The organism is Aureimonas sp. Leaf454 (assembly GCF_001424685.1).
GTDB lineage: Bacteria > Pseudomonadota > Alphaproteobacteria > Rhizobiales > Rhizobiaceae > Plantimonas.
In genome coordinates this window covers 32,509-51,201 of the sequence record NZ_LMQT01000006.1, presented here as the reverse complement: position 1 = coordinate 51,201, position 18,693 = coordinate 32,509, and the positions used below count along the sequence as shown (strand labels likewise).

The following is an 18,693-nucleotide window of genomic DNA, read 5'->3' as shown; positions in this document are numbered from 1 at the left end:
TGACAGATCCGACAGAACGGGTCCGTGACAATCTTTACAGATTTACCGGCGCGGTCGGTCACAAGCAAGACAGCCCGACCCCTTTCAGCGCAGCTTATGCCGCCCCTAAGCTGGACCGAACCGGAGCGCGGTGTCACATCTCACACAAGCCGAGCGACGGGGGCACCGACGCCGGCGGCAACGAGACCAGCCGTAGGACACGCCGACATGACCGATTTTTACAACCTTGTTCCCTCCGCACCCGAGGGCCGCTTCGATCATGTGACGCGCAACTACACCGCCGCCGACGTGCGGCGCCTGCGCGGTTCGGTCGAGATCCGCTACACGCTGGCCGAACGGGGCGCGAACGCGCTCTGGAAGCTCGTTCACGAGGAGGACTTCGTCAACGCGCTCGGCGCCATGACGGGCAACCAGGCCATGCAGCAGGTCCGCGCCGGCCTGAAGGCGATCTACCTCTCGGGCTGGCAGGTCGCCGCGGACTCCAACACCGCCTCCTCCATGTATCCCGACCAGTCGCTCTACCCCGCCAATGCCGCGCCCGAGCTGTGCCGCCGCATCAACCGCACGCTCCAGCGCGCCGACCAGATCGAGCATTCCGAAGGCGAGACCTCCGTCGACAACTGGTTCGCTCCGATCGTCGCCGATGCCGAGGCCGGCTTCGGCGGGCCGCTCAACGCCTTCGAGATCATGAAGGCCTTCATCGAGGCGGGCGCCGCCGGCGTCCATTACGAGGACCAGCTCGCGTCCGAGAAGAAGTGCGGCCATCTCGGCGGCAAGGTGCTGATCCCGACGCAGGCCCACATCCGCAACCTCACCGCGGCGCGTCTGGCCGCCGACGTGATGGGCGTGCCGTCCCTCGTCATCGCCCGCACCGATGCCGAAGCCGCCAAGCTTCTGACCTCCGACATCGACGACCGCGACAAGCCCTTCGTCGACTACGACAAGGAGCGCACGACGGAAGGCTTCTACCACGTGAAGAACGGCCTCGAGCCCTGCATCGCCCGCGCCATCGCCTATGCTCCTCACGCCGATCTCATCTGGTGCGAGACCTCCAAGCCCGATCTCGATCAGGCGCGCCGCTTCGCCGAAGCCGTCAAACGCGAGCATCCGCACCAGATGCTGGCCTACAATTGCTCGCCCTCGTTCAACTGGAAGAAGAACCTCGACGACGCCACGATCGCCAAGTTCCAGCGCGAACTCGGCGCCATGGGCTACAAGTTCCAGTTCATCACGCTGGCCGGCTTCCACCAGCTGAACTTCGGCATGTTCGAACTGGCCCGCGGCTACAAGGATCGCCAGATGGCGGCCTATTCGGAGTTGCAGGAGGCCGAGTTCGCCGCCGAGGTGAACGGCTACACCGCGACGCGCCACCAGCGCGAGGTCGGCACCGGCTATTTCGACGCCGTGTCGGTCGTCATCTCCGGCGGCACGTCCTCGACGACCGCGATGAGCGAATCGACCGAGAGCCACCAGTTCCACGAAGCGGCCGAGTAGAGCCGTCCGCCGGGCGACGGCATGCCGCGCCCAGCCCGACCGAGCCGAATTCCATCGGGGCCAGCCCCTACAAGGCCCATTCCATCCGGGAGAGAGACCATGAGCGCCATCGCAACAGCCGACATCCGCCCGAAGACCCGCGTCCGCGAGCGCGCCGAGGAGCAGTCCTCCGCCATGGACGACGCCCAGCAGGCCGCCATCCGCATGCTCGCCAACGACCTTCACCGCCTGAACCAGTCGGTCATGAAGGCCGTGGAATCCGGTGTCTCCGTCGAACTCGTCCGCTCCGCCCGCCATCATTCGGGCGCCGGCAACTGGGGCGATCTCCTGATCCCGGTCGTGGTCAAGACGGAAAACTGAGGACGGCAACCCGTCGTCTGATGGATCTTCGGGAGAGCGGGCGCGGAAAGCGCCCGCTCTTTTTTGCGAGACCGACCGGATCACGCGAGGGGTGATCGTCGATGAAGATCGACCGCAAGGATCAATGGGGATGCTCATCTCGATTCGTGAAAGGAGAGACCGTGGAGAAAGAGTTTGATCCCGCCCACGCAGCGGCACACGGCTATACGCGCGAGGACTGGCAATCGGTCGAGAGTCCGGAACTGACCTCCGAAGAACTCGCGCGTCTTCGCCCGATGCGCCAAGCGATGCCGGATCTGCATGCCGCGCTGACGCAAGCGCGCAAACGCGGCCCCGAGCGACGGAAGACGGCCGTTTCGATCCGTCTCGACGACGATGTCCTCGCCAAGCTTCGCGCTTCGGGCCCCGGCTGGCAGAGCCGCGTGAACGAGGCAGTCCGACGCATGGTGCAGCAGGAGAGGGAATGATGGCAGCAGGCCTGGACTGGCCAGCGGCTTCGGCCGCTGGTGTAGGAAGACGTTCGACCGCCGCGCCTCGCGCGGTCGGCTCGACCTGAAACCGCCGACCACCTTTCCCCCGATCCACGCCCCGGCTATGGTTCCTGCACGATCCAGCCCCGAAAGAGCGCATGTCGGACACGACCAAATCGAAATCCTCTCGGCCCACCACACCGGAGAGGATCGACCGCAAGAGGCTGTCGTCGGCTGGCTCCGCGCCCGAGGCGACGGCGGTGAAGGGCGCGGCGAGCCCGCGCGAGGCGACGCCCGTGATCCTGCCGCCCGACGAAACGCGCGAGTTCCTGGAATCCAAGCGCGGCGTGAGCTCCATGGCCGAGGCGGTGGAATGGCTTCGCGCGCGCGGCATCGAGGATATCGAATGCATCACGCCCGATCTCGCGGGCGTCGCGCGCGGCAAGATGATGCCCGCCAAGAAGTTCACGGGCAACACCTCGCTCGCCCTGCCCTCCGCCCTCTTCATGCACACGATCTCCGGAGAATATCCCGAGGAGACCGGCGAGTTCCGCTATTCGCCGAACGACGGCGACCTGAAGCTCGTGCCCGATCTCTCGACGCTCTCGACCGTTCCCTGGGAGAGCGATCCGACGGCGCAGATCATCTGCGATCTCGTCGACACCGGCGGCGGCGCGGTCGGCTATACGCCGCGCAACGTCCTGAAGCGCGTGCTCGCTCTCTATGAGAACCAGGGCTGGGAGCCCGTCGTCGCGCCGGAGATCGAGTTCTACCTCGTGTCCAAGAACGTCGATCCGGATTATCCGCTGACGCCCCCGATCGGCCGGTCGGGCCGCATGATCCAGAGCGGTCAGGCCTATTCGATCGGCGGCGTCAACGAATTTGACGAGCTGATCGACGACATCTACCATTTCTCCGATGCGCAAGGGCTCGAGATCGACACGCTGATCCACGAGGACGGCGCGGCGCAGCTGGAGATCAACCTGCGGCACGGCAGTCCGATCGAGCTCGCCGACCAGGTCTTCATGTTCAAGCGGACCATCCGCGAAGCCGCCATGAAGCACGACATCTACGCGACCTTCATGGCCAAGCCGATCCAAGGCCAGCCGGGCTCCGCGATGCACATCCACCAGTCGGTGATCGACAAGCGGACCGGCGCCAACGTCTTCTCGAAGGAGGACGGCACGCCCTCCGAGCTCTTCTTTCACTTCATCGGCGGCATGCAGCGTTACGTGCCGGCCGCCCTCGTGATGATGGCGCCCTACGTCAACTCCTACCGCCGCCTCACCTACGGCATGTCCGCCCCGACCAACAACGCCTGGGGCTACGACAACCGCACCACCGCCTTCCGCGTGCCGACCTCGGACGCGGCGGGGCGGCGCGTGGAGAACCGCCTGCCCTCGTCGGACGCCAATCCCTACCTCGCGCTCGCCGCCTCCCTCGCCTGCGGCTATCTCGGCATGGTCAACGGCCTTCAGCCGGACGAGCCGACCGACCGCACGGTCAACGAGGACGGCGTCATCTCGCTGCCGCGCGGCCTTCTCGAAGCGGTGGCCGCCTTCGAGGCGGAGAAGGCGTTCCACGAGGTCTTCAGCCGGGACTTCGTCGGCACCTATGCCGGCATCAAGCGCGGCGAGTTCGAGACCTTCATGCAGGTGATCAGTCCCTGGGAGCGCGAGTTCCTCCTGTTGAACGTCTGATGGCCGGCCGTCCCGCAGACGCCCGCGCGCCCGAGAGCGCGTACCAGTCGCCGATCTCGCCCGGCCGGTCCTGGTATGAGGATTCCGTTCCCGACCGCCCGCGCTATCCCCGTCTGGAGGGCGACCTCAAGACCGACGTCCTCGTCGTCGGCGGCGGTTTCACCGGGCTTTCCGCCGCCACCCATCTCGCTGCGGCCGGGATCGACGTCGCCGTGGTCGAGGCGGCGCGTTTCGGCGACGGCGCGTCGGGCCGCAACGGCGGCCAGATGGGGACCGGCCAGCGTCTTTGGTCCTCCGAGATCGCGGAGGCCTATGGGCTGGAGCGGGCCAAGGCGCTCTTCGCCCTGGCCGAGGATGCCAAGGCCCATCTTCTGGAGTTCACGGCGGCCCACGGCATCGACGTCGACTTCCGTCCCGGGCAACTCTCGGTCGCCCACAAGAAGCGCTACGTGGCCGACTACGAGGCTCAGGTCGAAGACCTCGCGGTGAACTACGACTATCGCCGCGCCAGCTTCATGGGTCCGGCCGAGACCGCCGAGCGTCTCGGCTCGCAGCGCTATTTCGGCGGCATGAACGACGAGGGCACGGGGCATCTCCATCCGCTGAAGCTTCTGATCGGCACGGCGAAGGTCGCCCATGCCGCCGGCGCGCGGCTCTTCGAGGAAACGCCCATCCTGTCGCTCACCGGGACGGGAGCCGTGCTCGCGACGACCGCGACGGGCCGCATCCGCGCCCGGCGGGCCCTTTTGGCGACCAATGCGCATGGCGGCGGGCTCAACGACACGGCAGCACGGCACATCATGCCGATCCGCTCCTTCATCGGCGCGACCGAGCCCCTCGCGGAGCCGCAACGCGTTCTGCCCGGCGAGCCGTCCGTGGACGATTCGCGCTTCTCGGTCCGCTATTTCCGCAAGAGCGTCGACGGACGCCTGCTGTTCGGCGGTCGAGAGGCCTACACGTCCGAGAGCGGCGACATCTCGGCGCACATCCGTCGACAGATCGCGGAGGTCTATCCCCATCTCGCCGCCGTTCCGATCACCCACGCCTGGGGCGGCTCGGTCGGCATCACGATGGAGCGCCTGCCCTATGTTCGCGAGGTGGAACCGGGGATCACCGCGATCGGCGGATTCTCCGGTCACGGCGTGATCATGGCAAATTTCGCGGGGCGACTTTATGCGGAACGCCTGTCCGGCAATCGAGACCGGCTAAACCTTCTGGAAGACTTAGAAATCTCCGCCTTCCCTGGCGGCAAATCTCTCCGGACACCGCTTTTGGTCCTCGCCATGACGTGGTACGCGCTCCGCGATCGATTCTGATCGTCAGCTTTTGAACACAGATCGTCGCTAGGGGCTCGATCGACCTCCACGTTCGACAGGTGAAAAGCTTGCGTGCGAACTGGGAGGTTCCACCTATGTCTTTTGGCGACGTGACCACAGGAACCGGTAAATCTCCTTGCTGACGAACGATTCATCCGCGGCGACGCGACCGGACCCGGCATCGGATGCGCGATCGCTGCGCCGCCGGCTGCGCAGTGAGAGCCGCCCCAGTCACGAGGAGCTCGACGGCAGATTCGCCGGTATGACGCGCGAAGCCTCGCCCGTCGCCTATGCCCGGTTCCTGCAGGCGAACGAGGCCTGCCATCGCATGTTGGAACCCGTCCTGGCGGCGAGCCCGCTGATGGAAGCCTTTCCCGATCTGAAGCTCCATCGGCGCGCGCCGAGCCTTTCCGCCGATCTTGCCCTCATGGGCCTCGAGGCTCTCGACGCCCCGGGATTTTCCCGGTCCCGCCTGACGGTCGCGCAGGCGGTGGGCGTGGTCTACGTCCTGGAGGGCTCTCGCCTCGGGGCCGGCTACATCCGGGCCGAGATCCGCCGGCATGGAACGACCAAGGCCTGGGAAGCGGCCTCCTTCGCCTATCTCGAAGGTCCCGACGAGCCACACGCCCTGCGAAACTTCCTGGCGGCGGCGAGTGCCGTGCTCCTCGATGAGGCCGATGTCGACGCCGCCATCGCGGCGGCGGACGAAACCTTCCGCTACTTCCTTCGGGTCGAGGCTCTGACACGGTCTGGAGCCCTGAATTGAGCGGGGGCGTGCCGGGCCTGACGGTGCCGGTCGACCTCTCCAATTGCGACCGCGAGCCAATTCATCTGCTCGGCCTTCTCCAGCCGTTCGGCTTCCTCATCGCCGTCTCCATGGATTGGCTGATCCAGCACGTCTCGGCCAACATCGGCACGTTCCTCGATTGCGATCCCGCAAGCCTGCCGGGCGAGAATCTCCTGCGGGTTCTCCCGGAACACGCGATCCACTCCATTCGGGGCCGCCTGCAGATGCTGGCGGCGGGCGAAGGCACCGAGCGCCTGTTCGGATGCGATCTCCTCGGGGACAACCGCGCCTTCGACGTCGCCGTCCACATTTCGGGCTCGACCATCCTCATCGAGGCCGAACCGGCCGCCAAGTCGACAGCGATCAATCCCGGCGCGCTCGTCAAGAGCATGATCGCGCGCATCCAGAAGACCCAGAGTCAGGCCGCGCTTTATCGCGAGGCGGTCCGCCAGCTTCGCGGCGTGACCGGGTTCGACCGCGTGATGCTCTATCGCTTCGCCGACAGCGGATCGGGCGAGGTCGTCGCAGAGTCGGTTAAGAGCGGCCTGGAGACGTTCCTCGGCCTCAACTATCCCGCGACCGACATTCCGGCGCAGGCGCGCGAACTCTACGTGCGCAACCAGACGCGCATCATCTCCGACATCGACGCCGTCAACGTGGCGATCGAGCCGCCGCTCGATCCGCTGGGCCGGCCGCTCGATCTCTCCTTGTCGCTGTTGCGATCGGTCTCCTCGATCCACATCGAGTATCTGCGCAACATGGGCGTCGCGGCGTCCTTCTCGATCTCGATCGTCATCGAGGGCAAGCTCTGGGGCCTCTTCGCCTTCCATCACTACGCCCCGCGCCACATCGCCATGGAGATGCGCTCCGGGCTCGAGCTCTTCGGGCAGATGATCTCCTTCATGATCGAGGCGCGGATCTATTCCGAACGGCGGCAGGCGGAGGAGGCCACGCGCCGGGTCCACGACCGCTTCCTCGGCAAGATCGTGGCGGCGACGGCCAGCGTCGAGGCGCTGGGCGACTATGCCGACGAGTTGCGCGAAATCATCGCCTGCGACGGCCTGATGGTCTGGGCGAAGGGCGAGGCGCGCGGCTTCGGACGAGCCCCGACGGCGGAGGAGATGCCCGGGCTGGCGCGGTTCCTCAACCGGGCGGCATCGAGCCGCGTCTACGCCAATCAGGAACTGTCGATCCTCTACCCCCCGGCGGAAGCCTTCGTCGATCGCGCGGCCGGCATTCTCGCCATCCCGATCTCGCGCTCGCCGCGCGACTACATCATCTTCTGCCGCGGCGAGGTCGTGCGCACGGTGAAATGGGGCGGAGATCCCAACGCCAAGGTGATGACCAGCGGGCCGAACGGACCGCGACTGACGCCGCGCAAGAGCTTCGAGGCCTGGCAGGAGACGGTGAAGGGCAAGAGCCTGCCCTGGACGACGTCCGAACTGAAGGCCGCCGAGGCGCTTCGCGTCTCGATCCTGGAGATCCTGGTTCGCTACAACGAGGAGAGCGAGCGGTTCAAGCTTCTCGCCAGCCAGCGCCAGGAGCTCCTGATCGCCGAGCTGAACCACCGCGTGCGCAACATTCTCGGCCTGATGCGCGCCCTCGTCTCGCAAAGCCGACCCGGCGCGAACACGATCGATGAATTCGCCGCCATCATCGGCGGCCGGATCCAGGCGCTGGCGCGCGCTCACGATCAGATCACGAGCGACAACTTCTCCTCGACCTCGCTGGAAGAAATCATCCAGACGGAGGTCTCCGCCTATATCGGCTCGAAGGCGAGCCGCGTGCATCTGACGGGACCGGACATCCACGTGAAGGCGCGCGCCTTCTCCACGCTCGCGCTCGTCTTCCATGAAATGGTCACGAATTCGGCCAAGTATGGGGCTCTGACCGATTCGCATGGTTCGATCTCGGTGCAATGGCGCATCGACGAAGACGACCAGTGCCGCATCGCGTGGCGTGAGACCGGCGGCCCGCCGGTCACCGCGCCGTCGCGCCGCGGTTTCGGCTCCACCATCATCGAACGCGCCATTCCGCACGACCTTCAAGGCGAGGCGGAATTGCGATACCGGCTGGGTGGACTCGAAGCGGATTTCACGCTGCCCTCCACCGTGTTTCATCGTGTGGAACCAGAACAGGCGCGCCTTGCCGCGACGACGAAGGAAGCCGCCCGCATGGCCATCGCCGCCAATCCCCCCTCCCTCAGCGGCATGACCGGCCTGATCGTGGAGGACAACATGATCATCTCGATGGATGCCGAGCAGCTGATGCTCGACAACGGGATGTCGCAGGTCTTCATCGCCGCCAGCGTCGCCGAGGCACGCAAGATCATCGAGCGCGAGCGGCTCGACGTGGCGCTGCTCGACGTCAATCTCGGCTCCGAAACCAGTTTTCCCCTGGTCGACGATCTCAAGGCCAAGGACATCCCCTTCGTCTTCGCGACCGGCTACGGCGAGAATGTCGACCTTCCCGCCGAAGCGGCGCAGGCACGCGCCATCAAGAAACCCTTTGCCAGCGACCAATTGATCGAAGCCTTGGGAACCGCGGCCGCCGCCGCGGTCTAAGATCCCCGCAGCGCCGGGATCTAATCGTTTAAATCGCAGTGCAAAAAGACTGGAAAAGCGTCGGGGCTTCCGTTACTCCGGGAAGCGAGCCGACGAACGTGCGGGATCGATCCGCGAAGACGCCGGCCGCCGACAGGGTGTGGACCGCTCCCGCCCGGAAAGGACCCGATGTCGAGCCAGATCATTCCCGTCGAACCGTTCGATTATGTCGTCTTCGGCGGAAACGGAGATTTGGCCGAGCGCAAGCTCCTCCCCGCGCTCTATCATCGCGACCATGACGGTCAGCTTCCCGAAGAGGCCCGCATCATCGGCGCCTCCCGCACGGCGATCTCCGACGACGAGTATCGCGCCTTCGCGCGCGCCGCGGTCGAGGAGCACGTCACCGCCTCCGACCGTCACGAGGCGTCGATCGAGCGCTTCCTGAAGCGCCTCCATTATCGCGAGGTCGACGCGCGCTCCGGCAATGGCTGGGGCTCGCTGAAGGAACTTCTCGAAGGCGGCGGGCAGGACCGCGTGCGCGCCTTCTATCTGGCCGTCGGCCCCGCCCTGTTCGGCGAGTTCGCCTCCAAGATCGCCGAGCACGGCCTGATCACCGAGAAGACGCGCCTCGTCGTCGAGAAGCCGGTCGGGCGCGACCTCGCTTCCGCGCGCGAACTCAACGTCACGATCGGACGCCATTTCAGCGAGGACCAGGTCTTCCGCATCGACCATTACCTCGGCAAGGAGACGGTGCAGAACCTGATGGCGCTTCGGTTCGCCAACATGCTCTACGAGCCGCTCTGGAATTCGAGCCATATCGACCACGTGCAGATCACCGTGGCGGAAAGCGTCGGCCTGGAAGGCCGCACCAGCTATTACGACAAGGCCGGCGCCCTGCGCGACATGGTGCAGAACCACATCGTGCAGCTGCTCTGCCTCGTCGCCCTGGAGCCCCCCTCCGCGATGAACGCCGACGCGCTGCGCGACGAGAAGCTGAAGGTCCTCCGGGCGCTCCGGCCGATCGACGGCAGCAACGTCGCCAGCCACACGGTGCGCGGCCAGTACAAGGCCGGCGCCTCCGGCGGCTCGGCCGTGAAGGGCTATCTCGACGACCTCGGCGACGCCGACAGCCAGACGGAGACCTTCGTCGCGATCAAGGCCGAGATCGGCAATTGGCGATGGGCCGGTGTTCCCTTCTACCTGCGCACGGGCAAGCGCCTGTCGCAGCGCATGTCGGAGATCGTCGTCACCTTCCGCTCGATCCCCCATTCGATCTTCGACCGCACGGCAGGTCATGTCGTTCAGAACCAGCTGGTCATGCGCCTCCAGCCCGACGAGGGCGTGCGCCAGTGGCTGATGATCAAGGATCCAGGGCCAGGCGGCATGCGTCTGCGCCATGTGCCCCTCGACATGAGCTTCGCCGAATCCTTCGGCGTACGCAACCCGGACGCCTACGAGCGGTTGCTGATGGACGTGATCCGCGGGAACCAGACCCTCTTCATGCGCCGAGACGAGGTCGAGGCCGCCTGGGAATGGGTGGATCCCATCCTGAAGGCCTGGGACGACAAGGGAATGCCCGCGCAAGGCTACACGGCCGGCACCTGGGGCCCCTCCTCCTCGATCGCCCTCATCGAGCGCGACGGGCGGACCTGGCACGAGCCGGATTGACGACGAGACGGAGTGGAAGGCAAGGCCGGGTCGATCGCGACGGGGAGGCCGGCCGGCAGAAGGACGAGCGCATGAACGCCGTGTTCCATCGATACCCTTCGCGGGAAGCTCTCGCCGAAGCGCTGGCCGCCGGCGTCGCGGCGGTGCTGGCCGGCGGCATCGCCACGACGGGCGCGGCGACGCTGGCCGTTTCGGGCGGCACCACGCCGCAGCTCTTCCTCGACATGCTGTCCAGGGCCGAGATCGACTGGAGCGCCGTGACGGTGACGCTCGTCGACGAACGCTGGGTGCCGGAAGGGCACGAACGCTCCAATGCCGGTTTCCTTCGCCGCCATTTCCTCAAGGGTCCGGCCGGCGCCGCGCGTTTCGAGCCGCTCTATGCCGAGACGCCGGAGCCCGAAGATGCGCTGGACGCTTTGAACGCACGCATCGGCGGCCTGCACCACCCGTTCGATGCCGTGGTGCTCGGCATGGGTGCCGATGGACACACCGCGTCCTTCTTTCCCGGGGCCGACACGCTGGCCGAGGCCCTCGATCCCGCCAATCCCCGGCCCCTGTCCGTTCTTCGGGCGAAGGGCGCCGGCGAACCGCGGATCAGCCTGACGCTCGCCCGCCTCCTGGAGGCGCATTTCCTGGCGTTGCACATCGAGGGCGACGAGAAGCTCGGCGTTCTCGAAACGGCCAAGGCCCCCGGTCCCGTCGAAGAGCTTCCCGTCCGGGCCGTCCTTCGCGCGGCTCGGGAAAAGCCGCTGGAGGTCTTCTGGGCACCGAGCGGCGGCGCCGCCTGAGCTCGGTGCTGGATCGACCCGGCTGATGCCGGATCGCTTCGGCCTTCGATGGATGAAACGTCCCAGTTCGGCCGCGATCGGACGAGGACGCACGTTTGGCATGAGAACCCGCTGTCCGGCCGACATGGCCACCCCCGCATTCGAGAGGCTGACATGACCGCCGACCGCCGTATCGAAGAGATCACCGACCGCATTCGCGAGCGTTCCGCGCAGACGCGCGCGACCTACCTCTCGCGCATCCGCGCCAAGAATGCCGAAAAGCCGGTGCGCTCGCATCTGACCTGCGGCAACCTCGCCCACGGCTTCGCCGCGTGCGGACCGACCGACAAGGAGCGCCTGTCGGACAGCCGCGCTCCCAATCTCGGAATCATCACCTCCTACAACGACATGCTCTCGGCCCATCAGCCCTTCGAGTCCTATCCCGAGATCATCCGGCAGACCGCGCGCGCCGCCGGCGCGACGGCGCAGGTCGCCGGCGGCGTTCCCGCCATGTGCGACGGCGTCACGCAGGGACAGACCGGCATGGAGCTGTCGCTCTTCTCCCGCGACATCATCGCCATGTCCGCCGGCGTCGGGCTCAGCCACGACATGTTCGACGCGGTCGTCTATCTCGGCGTCTGCGACAAGATCGTCCCGGGCCTTGCGATCGCCGCGCTCACCTTCGGCCATCTTCCCGCGATCTTCGTGCCGGCCGGTCCGATGACGTCCGGCCTGCCCAACGACGAGAAGAGCCGTGTGCGCCAGCTCTATGCCGAAGGGAAGGTCGGCCGCGAGGCGCTGCTCGAAGCGGAGTCGAAATCCTATCACGGGCCCGGCACCTGCACCTTCTACGGCACGGCCAATTCCAACCAGATGCTGATGGAGATCATGGGTCTCCACACGCCCGGCTCGTCCTTCGTCAATCCGAACACCCCGCTGCGCGACGCTCTGACGAAGGAGGCGACGCATCGCGCGCTCGCGATCACCTCGCTCGGCAACGAATACACGCCGGCCGGTCAGATCGTCGACGAGCGCGCCGTCGTCAACGGCGTCGTCGGCCTGCACGCGACGGGCGGCTCGACCAATCACACGCTCCACCTCGTCGCCATGGCGCGGGCGGCCGGCATCCAGCTGACCTGGGGCGACATCTCGGACCTCTCCGACGTGACGCCGCTATTGGCCCGCGTCTACCCGAACGGCCTCGCCGACGTGAACCACTTCCAGGCGGCGGGCGGCATGGGCTTCCTGATCCGCGAGCTGCTCGATCGCGGCCTCCTGCACGAGGACGTGCGGACCGCCTGGGGACAGGGTCTTCGCGCCTACGCCGTGGAGGCCAGACTGGGCGCCGACGGCACCGTCGTCAGAACGCCTGCGCCCGCGCAGAGCGGCGATCCGAAGGTGCTGACGACCGGAGACAAGCCGTTCTCCGAGAATGGCGGGCTGAAGATGCTGACCGGCAACATGGGCAAGGCCGTCATCAAGGTCTCGGCCGTCAAGCCCGAGCGCCGCGTCGTCGAGGCGCCGGCCAAGATCTTCCACGATCAGGACGAACTCAAGCGCGCCTTCGATGCCGGCCAGCTCACCGGGGACTTCGTGGCGGTGGTGCGGTTCCAGGGACCGCAGTCCAACGGGATGCCGGAACTGCACAAGCTGACGCCGCTGCTCGGCGTCCTTCTCGACCGCGGGCAGAAGGTGGCGCTCGTCACGGACGGGCGCATGTCCGGCGCGTCCGGCAAGGTCCCCGCCGCGATCCACGTGACGCCGGAGGCCAAGGCCGGCGGCATCATCGGCCGCATCCAGGAGGGCGACATGATCCGGCTCGACGCCAATGCAGGAACGCTGGAGATCCTCGTCGATGCCGGCGAACTCGCCGGCCGCGCGCAGGTCGAAGCCGATCTTTCCGCCAACGAGTTCGGCCTCGGCCGCGAGCTCTTCGCAACCTTCCGCGCCGCCGTCGGCCCGGCCGACATGGGCGCCAGCGTCTTGTTCAACTGAGACGGCCGCTTCCCGAGATCGGCAAGGGGACGCTTTTACGCCCCCCTTGCGTCGGTCCAGACGTCGAGCCGGCCTCCTCGCGGCGTCAGCGACCGTGGCCGGCGGTCGCCTTGCGACGGCGGATGTCGGCGATCGTGGCGCGGATCGAGGCGATGTCCTGCGCGATGTCGGCCGCCTCCGTCCCCGGGACCGCCGGCATGGTCTTGTGATCCGATCCTCCGGACAGTGTGCGCACCCGCTCGCGCAGCGCGCGCCGCTCGGCGGTCATCGCATCGGGTCGGGAGGACGGCGCCATCGAAACATCGGGCTGCGCGACCCGGACCGGAGCCGGATTCGACGCCTGCCAGGCATACCGGCCGGACATCCCCGCCTCGCCGCCGTCGCGCCGGCGCAGCGCGTCTCCGCCTTCGTGGACGCTCGATCGCAGCGGCTCGGACAGAGCCGAGGTCGGGCGCGCGGACAAAGGCGGGTGCCCGTCGCCGGTTGCCGTCTCTGCGGCCTCGGCCTGCGGCGACGCGGACACCGGTGGCACGGCGGCGGGCTCGCGAGACTCGGAGAGAGATCTGTCCTCCAGGTCCTCGCGGCGCTTCGCCGTCTTGGAGGCCTGCACGATCATCCGGATCACCGCGACGAAGGCGGCGAGACCGACGCCGACGGCGAAGCCGAGGACGAAACCGGCGAGCACGATGATCTTGCGCGAAAGACCGCCCGCCTCCAGCGGCGGCGTCGCATCCGAAATGACGCGGACATTGGCGGTGTTGAGGCTTTCCTGCTCGCTCGTCTCGCGCGCCCGCAGGAGGAAGGCCTCGTAGACCGCGCGCGAGGCATCGACCTCCCGCTCGAGTTCGCGCAGCTTCACGAAGGAGCCGCTGGTCTCGACCTGCTTGGCCTTCAGATCGTCGATCTGCGCGGTGAGATCGCGTTCGGTCTGCGCGGCTCTGGCGAGTTCGGTCTGCGCGGCGGCGACGATGCGGCCGAGTTCGCCTGCGATCGCCTGGCGGGCGGCGTTCAGCGCCCCTTCGCTCGCAAGGCGCTGGGGATGGCGCGGCCCGAGCTTGGTCGCGAGGATCGCGGCCTGTTGGGCGAGATCGGAATAGCTCTGGCGCAACCGCACGAGCGCGGTCGAGGACAGTTCCTCGGGCAGCGTGCCGCGAACCACGTCCTCGACGCTGGCCGTGCGCATGGAATCGGCGCGGACGCGGAGCGCCGTGATATCGCCGCGCGCCTTGGCGAGCTGGTCGTTGATGCGCACGATGTAGTCGTCGTCGACGAGCCGGCCGCCGACGCCGATCAGCGCGTTCTGGCTCTTGTACTCCTCGACGCGCCCTTCGGCCTCGACGACGCTCTGGCGCAACTCCGACAGACGCGAGGACAAGGCATCCGTCGCGCGGCGCGCGGTATCCGACTGGACGCGCCCCTGTTCGGCGATGAAGACCTCGGCGATGAGATTGGCGATCGTCGCCGCCTTCTGCGGGTCGACGCTCGCCACGGTTAGATTGATGACGAAGCTCTTGGTCTCGCGCGCGACCGTCAGGGCGTGACGCAGACGTTCGATCACCCGAAGCTCGCGGCTCCGCAATTCCTCGTCCGGATGCGCCGCAAGGCTCGTGAACGCCGCCGGGAGGAGCGTGAGCAGACCGGACTTCATCTGCCCGTTGAACTCGGGATCGTTCTCCAGCGACGCCTTGGCCACGACGCGCGACAGGACGTTCGAGGACAGGATGACCGACGTCTGGCTTTCGATCAGCGCCAGCGTCGCCTCCGACGGCAGGCCGTTCGGCGTGACCTCGTTGGCGACGACCTTGATGTCGCGCGGATCGATCAGGATCTGGGTGGTCGCCATGTAGATCTTCGGCGTGGTCGCGGCGAAGGCGACGGCGACGGCGAGCCCCACCAGCGCGAAGAGAAGAATGACGTAGCGCCAGCTCCACACCGATCGGGCGATGAAGACGGGATCGAGCAGCGACGAGGGGCCGGGGGCGACAAGCCGGTCCCGCGGCTCGGCGCCCATGGAGCGCATCGTCGAGGCGGAGGAGTCCAACATGAACATGCGGTGGCGGCCCACAAGAATCGAGTGACGACACGAAAGGCAGTGGCCGCGCCGCATCACGCGCGGCCTCGGACGGTACGGTCGAACCCTCGGCGAAATTGGCAAACAAATGGTTAACGAGAGGTAAATCGACCCCCGTCGCCGCCGTCAGGCCGGCAACCGCACCCGCTGCATGATCAGTTCATGCCAGGATTTCGGCCGGAAATTCGCATCGAGCGGCAAGGGCCTGGTCGGCTGGCCGTCGCGCCGGGGCATGACGTCGGGGATCCAGCTGTAGCGGTCGGTGATGCCCCATGTCACGACCGCTTCCGGCGGCCCGGACGCGAAGACGCCGTCGAGGAAGTCGCGCACGACGGCATAGGCGGCCGCGTCCTGTTCGGCCGGACCGCCGGGAATGTTCCAGTCGATGACGTCGAGCTCGGTCACGATCAGCCGGACGCCCAGGCGCTTCAGGTCCTCGCCGAAAGCCGCGACGGCCTCGATGTCGATGGGGATCTCGGCATAGAGATGCCCCTGGATACCGACCCCGTCGATGCGGATCCCGGCGTCCTGAAGCTGCCGGACGAGCGACAGGGCGATCGCCCGGCGCTGGTCGTAGCGCGGTCCCTTGAATTCGAGATCGTAGTCGTTGAGAACGAGCCTCGCCTTCGGGTCGGCGTTCTGCGCGGCCTTGAAGGCGACCGGGATGTGCCGCGGCCCCATCGTGCGCAGCCAGGTCGAATCGCGCAGGGGCTGCGAGGGCGTCGGCTCGTGCGCGATCACCTCGTTCACGACGTCCCAGCTCGGCACGCGGCCGCGATAATGATCCATCACCGTTTCGATATGGCGAACGAGTTCGCGCTCGAGATCGGCGGGATCGGTGATCGCCTCCATCCAGGCCGGCGTCCCGCCGTGCCAGATGTGGGTGTGGCCACGCGTGGTCAGGCCGTTCGAGACCGCGAGATCGACGATTCGGTCCGCCGGCTCGAAATGGAACGTGTCCCGATCGGGCCGGAGCATCACGACCTTCAGTTCGTTCATCGGAAGGATGAGATCGCAATGATCGAGGAAGGCCTTCACATAGGCGGGATCGCTGTCGAGATAGTCCGCCTGCATGGCCGCGCCGTAGGGCACGCGGGCGTTCGCCGCGAGAGCCGGCCGGGGCAAGCCGAGCAGCGAGGCGGCGCCGGCGCAAAGAAGCGAACGCCGCGTTAAGCTTGGGGCGCTAGGCTGGACCGCTGATCCCGAAACGGCAACGCGTCGAGCGCTTCGCGTTCCGGCCATGTCGAAGGATCGTTCCAGGGTGCCCATCGGTCGTCTCGCTCGAGGATGAGGAATGTCGAACGTCGGAGCTTGGGCCGAAAGGTTTAAGAGCGACCTAAATGGGTTGCGAAATTATGCTTATCTTGTCGGGGGTTCGGTGGGGCGGCTGGTTCTGTCGCTCGCCTATTTCGTCTCGGTGGCCAACGGGCTGACCGTCTCGGACTTCGGTCTGTTCGCCACCGCCTCGGCCACCGGCATCGTGCTGTCGCGGATCGCGGGCTTCGGCTTCGTGTCGCCGCTCTACCGGGTCGCGACCGTGAAGCCGCGCCTGATCGGCGCCTACACGCTCGGGCTGATCCTCGCCTTCGCGCTCTCGCTGCCGATCGTCGCCGCCGTCGGCGCCGGCTTCTACGCCGCGGTCTTCGCCGGCGACATGGCCCTTCCCGCCTTCGCCGCGATCGTCGCGGCCGAAGTGCTCGGCTGGCGTCTCCTCGAAGTCGTCGTGATCGTCAACAATGGGCTCGGCCGCTTCGCGCGCGGGGCGTCGCTCGTCGTGATCGGCTCGGGCGTTCGCGCCGTCGCCGCCCTGATCTTCGCCGGCGTGTCCGACCACACGCTCCTGTCCTGGGCGCTCTGCTATCTCGCGTCCAATCTCGGCCTCGCCGCCTTCGCGTTCATCGCCTTCTATCCGCGCCAGCGCCTGCGCTTCGCGCCGAAGCTCTATCTCGCGCGGTGGCGCGACAGCGTCTCCGTCGCCAGCGCGGAGGTCATCTTCTATCTTCAGTCCGAGCTCGACAAGCTCCTCGTCCTCTCGCTCGGCGGGCCGCACGTCGCCGGCCTCTACGCTATCCTCATGCGCCTCGTGGACCTCACCGCCCTGCCGATCCGCTCGTTCACGATGATGCTCGTCCAGAAGCTGATGAAGACGCCGCAATGGCTGGAATCCTGGCGCATCCGCTGGATGATCGAAGGCGGCATCGCGGCCGTTTCGATCGGCGGCCTCGCGGCCCTCGGCGGATTCCTCTACCTCTTCCCCGATGCGCTCGGCCGCAACGTGGCGGGGGCCGGCCCCCTCGTCCTCGTCGCGCTGCTCGTGCCGGCCTTTCGCAATCTCGTGGAATATCAGAGCGAACTTCTCTATGCGCGCGGCCGAACGACGATGCGGGCGCTGGTGCTGGCGCTGGTCGGGCTCATCAAGGCCGGCCTGCTCGTCGTGCTTCTCACGAGCTTCGACGACGAGGGAACGGGGTGGATCGTCGGGCTGAACGCCCTGTTCCTCGTGCTCTGGCTGGTCTCGGCGGCGGCCACCTACACGGCCTTCGACTGGGATCGCGGGGCGAAGCGCCGCGACCTGCCGGGAGGGCTCAGCCCAGACCCGCTGCCCGGCGAATGAGGACCGGATCGGTGCCGGTGAAGGACTGGATGCCGACGGCCACCTGCTCGGGCTCGAGCGCCGCCGTGAAGTCGGACAGGGCTCCCTCCCCGAGCGCGGCCCCGTTCCAGTAGATCCGGCAGCGCTTCAGCGTCGACGGCTGGTGGAGATCGGGCCGCCGCTCGACCTCCTCCACGAAACGGCCGTAGAGCATGCATTCCGACAACGAACGGCTCCCGACGAGCGCGCGCATCCAGGACTTCCCCGTGACCGCTTCGATATGGGCGGTCATCGCGCGGACGCTGGCCGTCCGCCACGCGATCACCGTGGCGATGTAATCCGTCTGCGTCTCCAAGGGCGCGGACAGGCCGAGCAACTCCGCGGCGCGGCGCGACCAGGCGCGGTGATGCTGATAGGCGGGGTCGTCGAGGGGAATGGAATGGGGCTGGCGGTAGAATTCCGTCGCGCCGGCCGGTTCCAGGACGCCGACATCGAAGGGGCGTACGAAGACGACGTCGGAATCCAGCGACACCATCACCCGCTCGTCGAGCAACGCGGCGATGGCGATGCGGCGCAACTGCTGGACGTGCCAGCCGCGCAAGGGCGGGCCGAAAGGAGACAACCACAGGCGGCGACGCCCCCAGGCCGACGGATCGGGAAACGCGCGCAGCCACGACGGCAGCAGCTCGCGCTCGCTGACGATCTCGCGACGCGGTCCCGCCAACGGCCGGAACAGCGCCAGGTCCGCCGCTTCCACGAGGATCAGGTGGCGGGTGTATCCGGAAACCCGGGCATCGATGCTCTCGCAGAGCAGGCGGCAGCGTTCGAGGTCACCGCGGTAGCTGGCGGTCACGAGGGCGGCGGACAAGGTCTCAGCGTCTCCCAAGGTCCGGCCCGCGGCACGAAGCGAGGGCTCGGTCAGAACCTCT

General features: G+C 67.2%; 14 protein-coding genes. 11 read left to right on the top strand and 3 right to left on the bottom strand.

The window, feature by feature from the left end; genetic code table 11:
* The first annotated feature begins 207 nt into the window (after positions 1-207).
* The 10 genes from aceA (at position 208) to edd (ending at position 13,100) form a co-directional block, all read left to right on the top strand.
* Positions 208-1,494, top strand: coding sequence for an isocitrate lyase (gene aceA / locus ASG43_RS07485; protein ID WP_056502562.1), 1,287 nt, complete (start codon positions 208-210; stop codon positions 1,492-1,494).
* Between the two features lie 99 nt (positions 1,495-1,593).
* Positions 1,594-1,854 (top strand): hypothetical protein, encoded by a 261-nt coding sequence (locus tag ASG43_RS07480; protein ID WP_200939487.1) that lies wholly within the window; start codon positions 1,594-1,596, stop codon positions 1,852-1,854.
* A gap of 101 nt (positions 1,855-1,955) precedes the next feature.
* Positions 1,956-2,321 (top strand): BrnA antitoxin family protein, encoded by a 366-nt coding sequence (locus tag ASG43_RS07475; protein WP_056502559.1) that lies wholly within the window; start codon positions 1,956-1,958, stop codon positions 2,319-2,321.
* A 161-nt stretch (positions 2,322-2,482) separates the two neighbouring features.
* Positions 2,483-4,024: a glutamine synthetase family protein gene (locus ASG43_RS07470; RefSeq protein ID WP_082490728.1), complete on the top strand. Its 1,542-nt coding sequence runs from the start codon at positions 2,483-2,485 to the stop codon at positions 4,022-4,024.
* On the top strand, positions 4,024-5,340 hold the full coding sequence (locus ASG43_RS07465; protein WP_056502557.1) for an FAD-binding oxidoreductase: 1,317 nt from the start codon (positions 4,024-4,026) through the stop codon (positions 5,338-5,340). The genes ASG43_RS07470 and ASG43_RS07465 overlap by 1 nt, the downstream gene beginning before the upstream one ends.
* A 136-nt stretch (positions 5,341-5,476) precedes the next feature.
* Positions 5,477-6,106: a biliverdin-producing heme oxygenase gene (locus tag ASG43_RS07460; RefSeq protein WP_348271070.1), complete on the top strand. Its 630-nt coding sequence runs from the start codon at positions 5,477-5,479 to the stop codon at positions 6,104-6,106.
* A gap of 8 nt (positions 6,107-6,114) precedes the next feature.
* Entirely contained in the window at positions 6,115-8,691 is a 2,577-nt protein-coding gene (locus tag ASG43_RS07455; protein WP_244488015.1) for an HWE histidine kinase domain-containing protein, read from the top strand.
* A gap of 168 nt (positions 8,692-8,859) precedes the next feature.
* Complete coding sequence (gene zwf, locus ASG43_RS07450) at positions 8,860-10,338, top strand: glucose-6-phosphate dehydrogenase (RefSeq protein WP_056502550.1); 1,479 nt, start codon at positions 8,860-8,862, stop codon at positions 10,336-10,338.
* Between the two features lie 71 nt (positions 10,339-10,409).
* On the top strand, positions 10,410-11,126 hold the full coding sequence (gene pgl / locus ASG43_RS07445) for a 6-phosphogluconolactonase (protein WP_056502547.1): 717 nt from the start codon (positions 10,410-10,412) through the stop codon (positions 11,124-11,126).
* 153 nt (positions 11,127-11,279) lie between these two features.
* Positions 11,280-13,100 carry a phosphogluconate dehydratase gene (edd, locus tag ASG43_RS07440; RefSeq protein WP_056502543.1) on the top strand — a complete coding sequence of 607 codons (1,821 nt, stop codon included), beginning with the start codon at positions 11,280-11,282 and terminating at the stop codon, positions 13,098-13,100.
* Positions 13,101-13,185: 85 nt separating this feature from the next.
* On the opposite strand, the gene ASG43_RS07435 is transcribed toward edd, so the two are convergent.
* Positions 13,186-15,150, bottom strand: a complete 1,965-nt coding sequence (locus tag ASG43_RS07435; protein WP_056502542.1) for a GumC family protein — start codon at positions 15,148-15,150, stop codon at positions 13,186-13,188.
* 147 nt (positions 15,151-15,297) lie between these two features.
* Positions 15,298-16,263 (bottom strand): endo-1,4-beta-xylanase, encoded by a 966-nt coding sequence (locus ASG43_RS07430; protein WP_244488014.1) that lies wholly within the window; start codon positions 16,261-16,263, stop codon positions 15,298-15,300.
* Between the two features lie 253 nt (positions 16,264-16,516).
* Here ASG43_RS07430 and ASG43_RS07425 point away from each other — a divergent pair, with 253 nt between their 5' ends.
* A complete protein-coding gene (locus tag ASG43_RS07425; RefSeq protein WP_348271069.1) occupies positions 16,517-17,785 on the top strand; it encodes a lipopolysaccharide biosynthesis protein in 1,269 nt (422 codons plus the stop codon).
* Here the strand turns inward: ASG43_RS07425 and ASG43_RS07420 are convergent.
* Positions 17,757-18,632, bottom strand: a complete 876-nt coding sequence (locus ASG43_RS07420) for a DUF6492 family protein (RefSeq protein ID WP_056502536.1) — start codon at positions 18,630-18,632, stop codon at positions 17,757-17,759. The two genes, ASG43_RS07425 and ASG43_RS07420, sit on opposite strands and share 29 nt — an antisense overlap.
* Between the last annotated feature and the right edge of the window lie 61 nt (positions 18,633-18,693).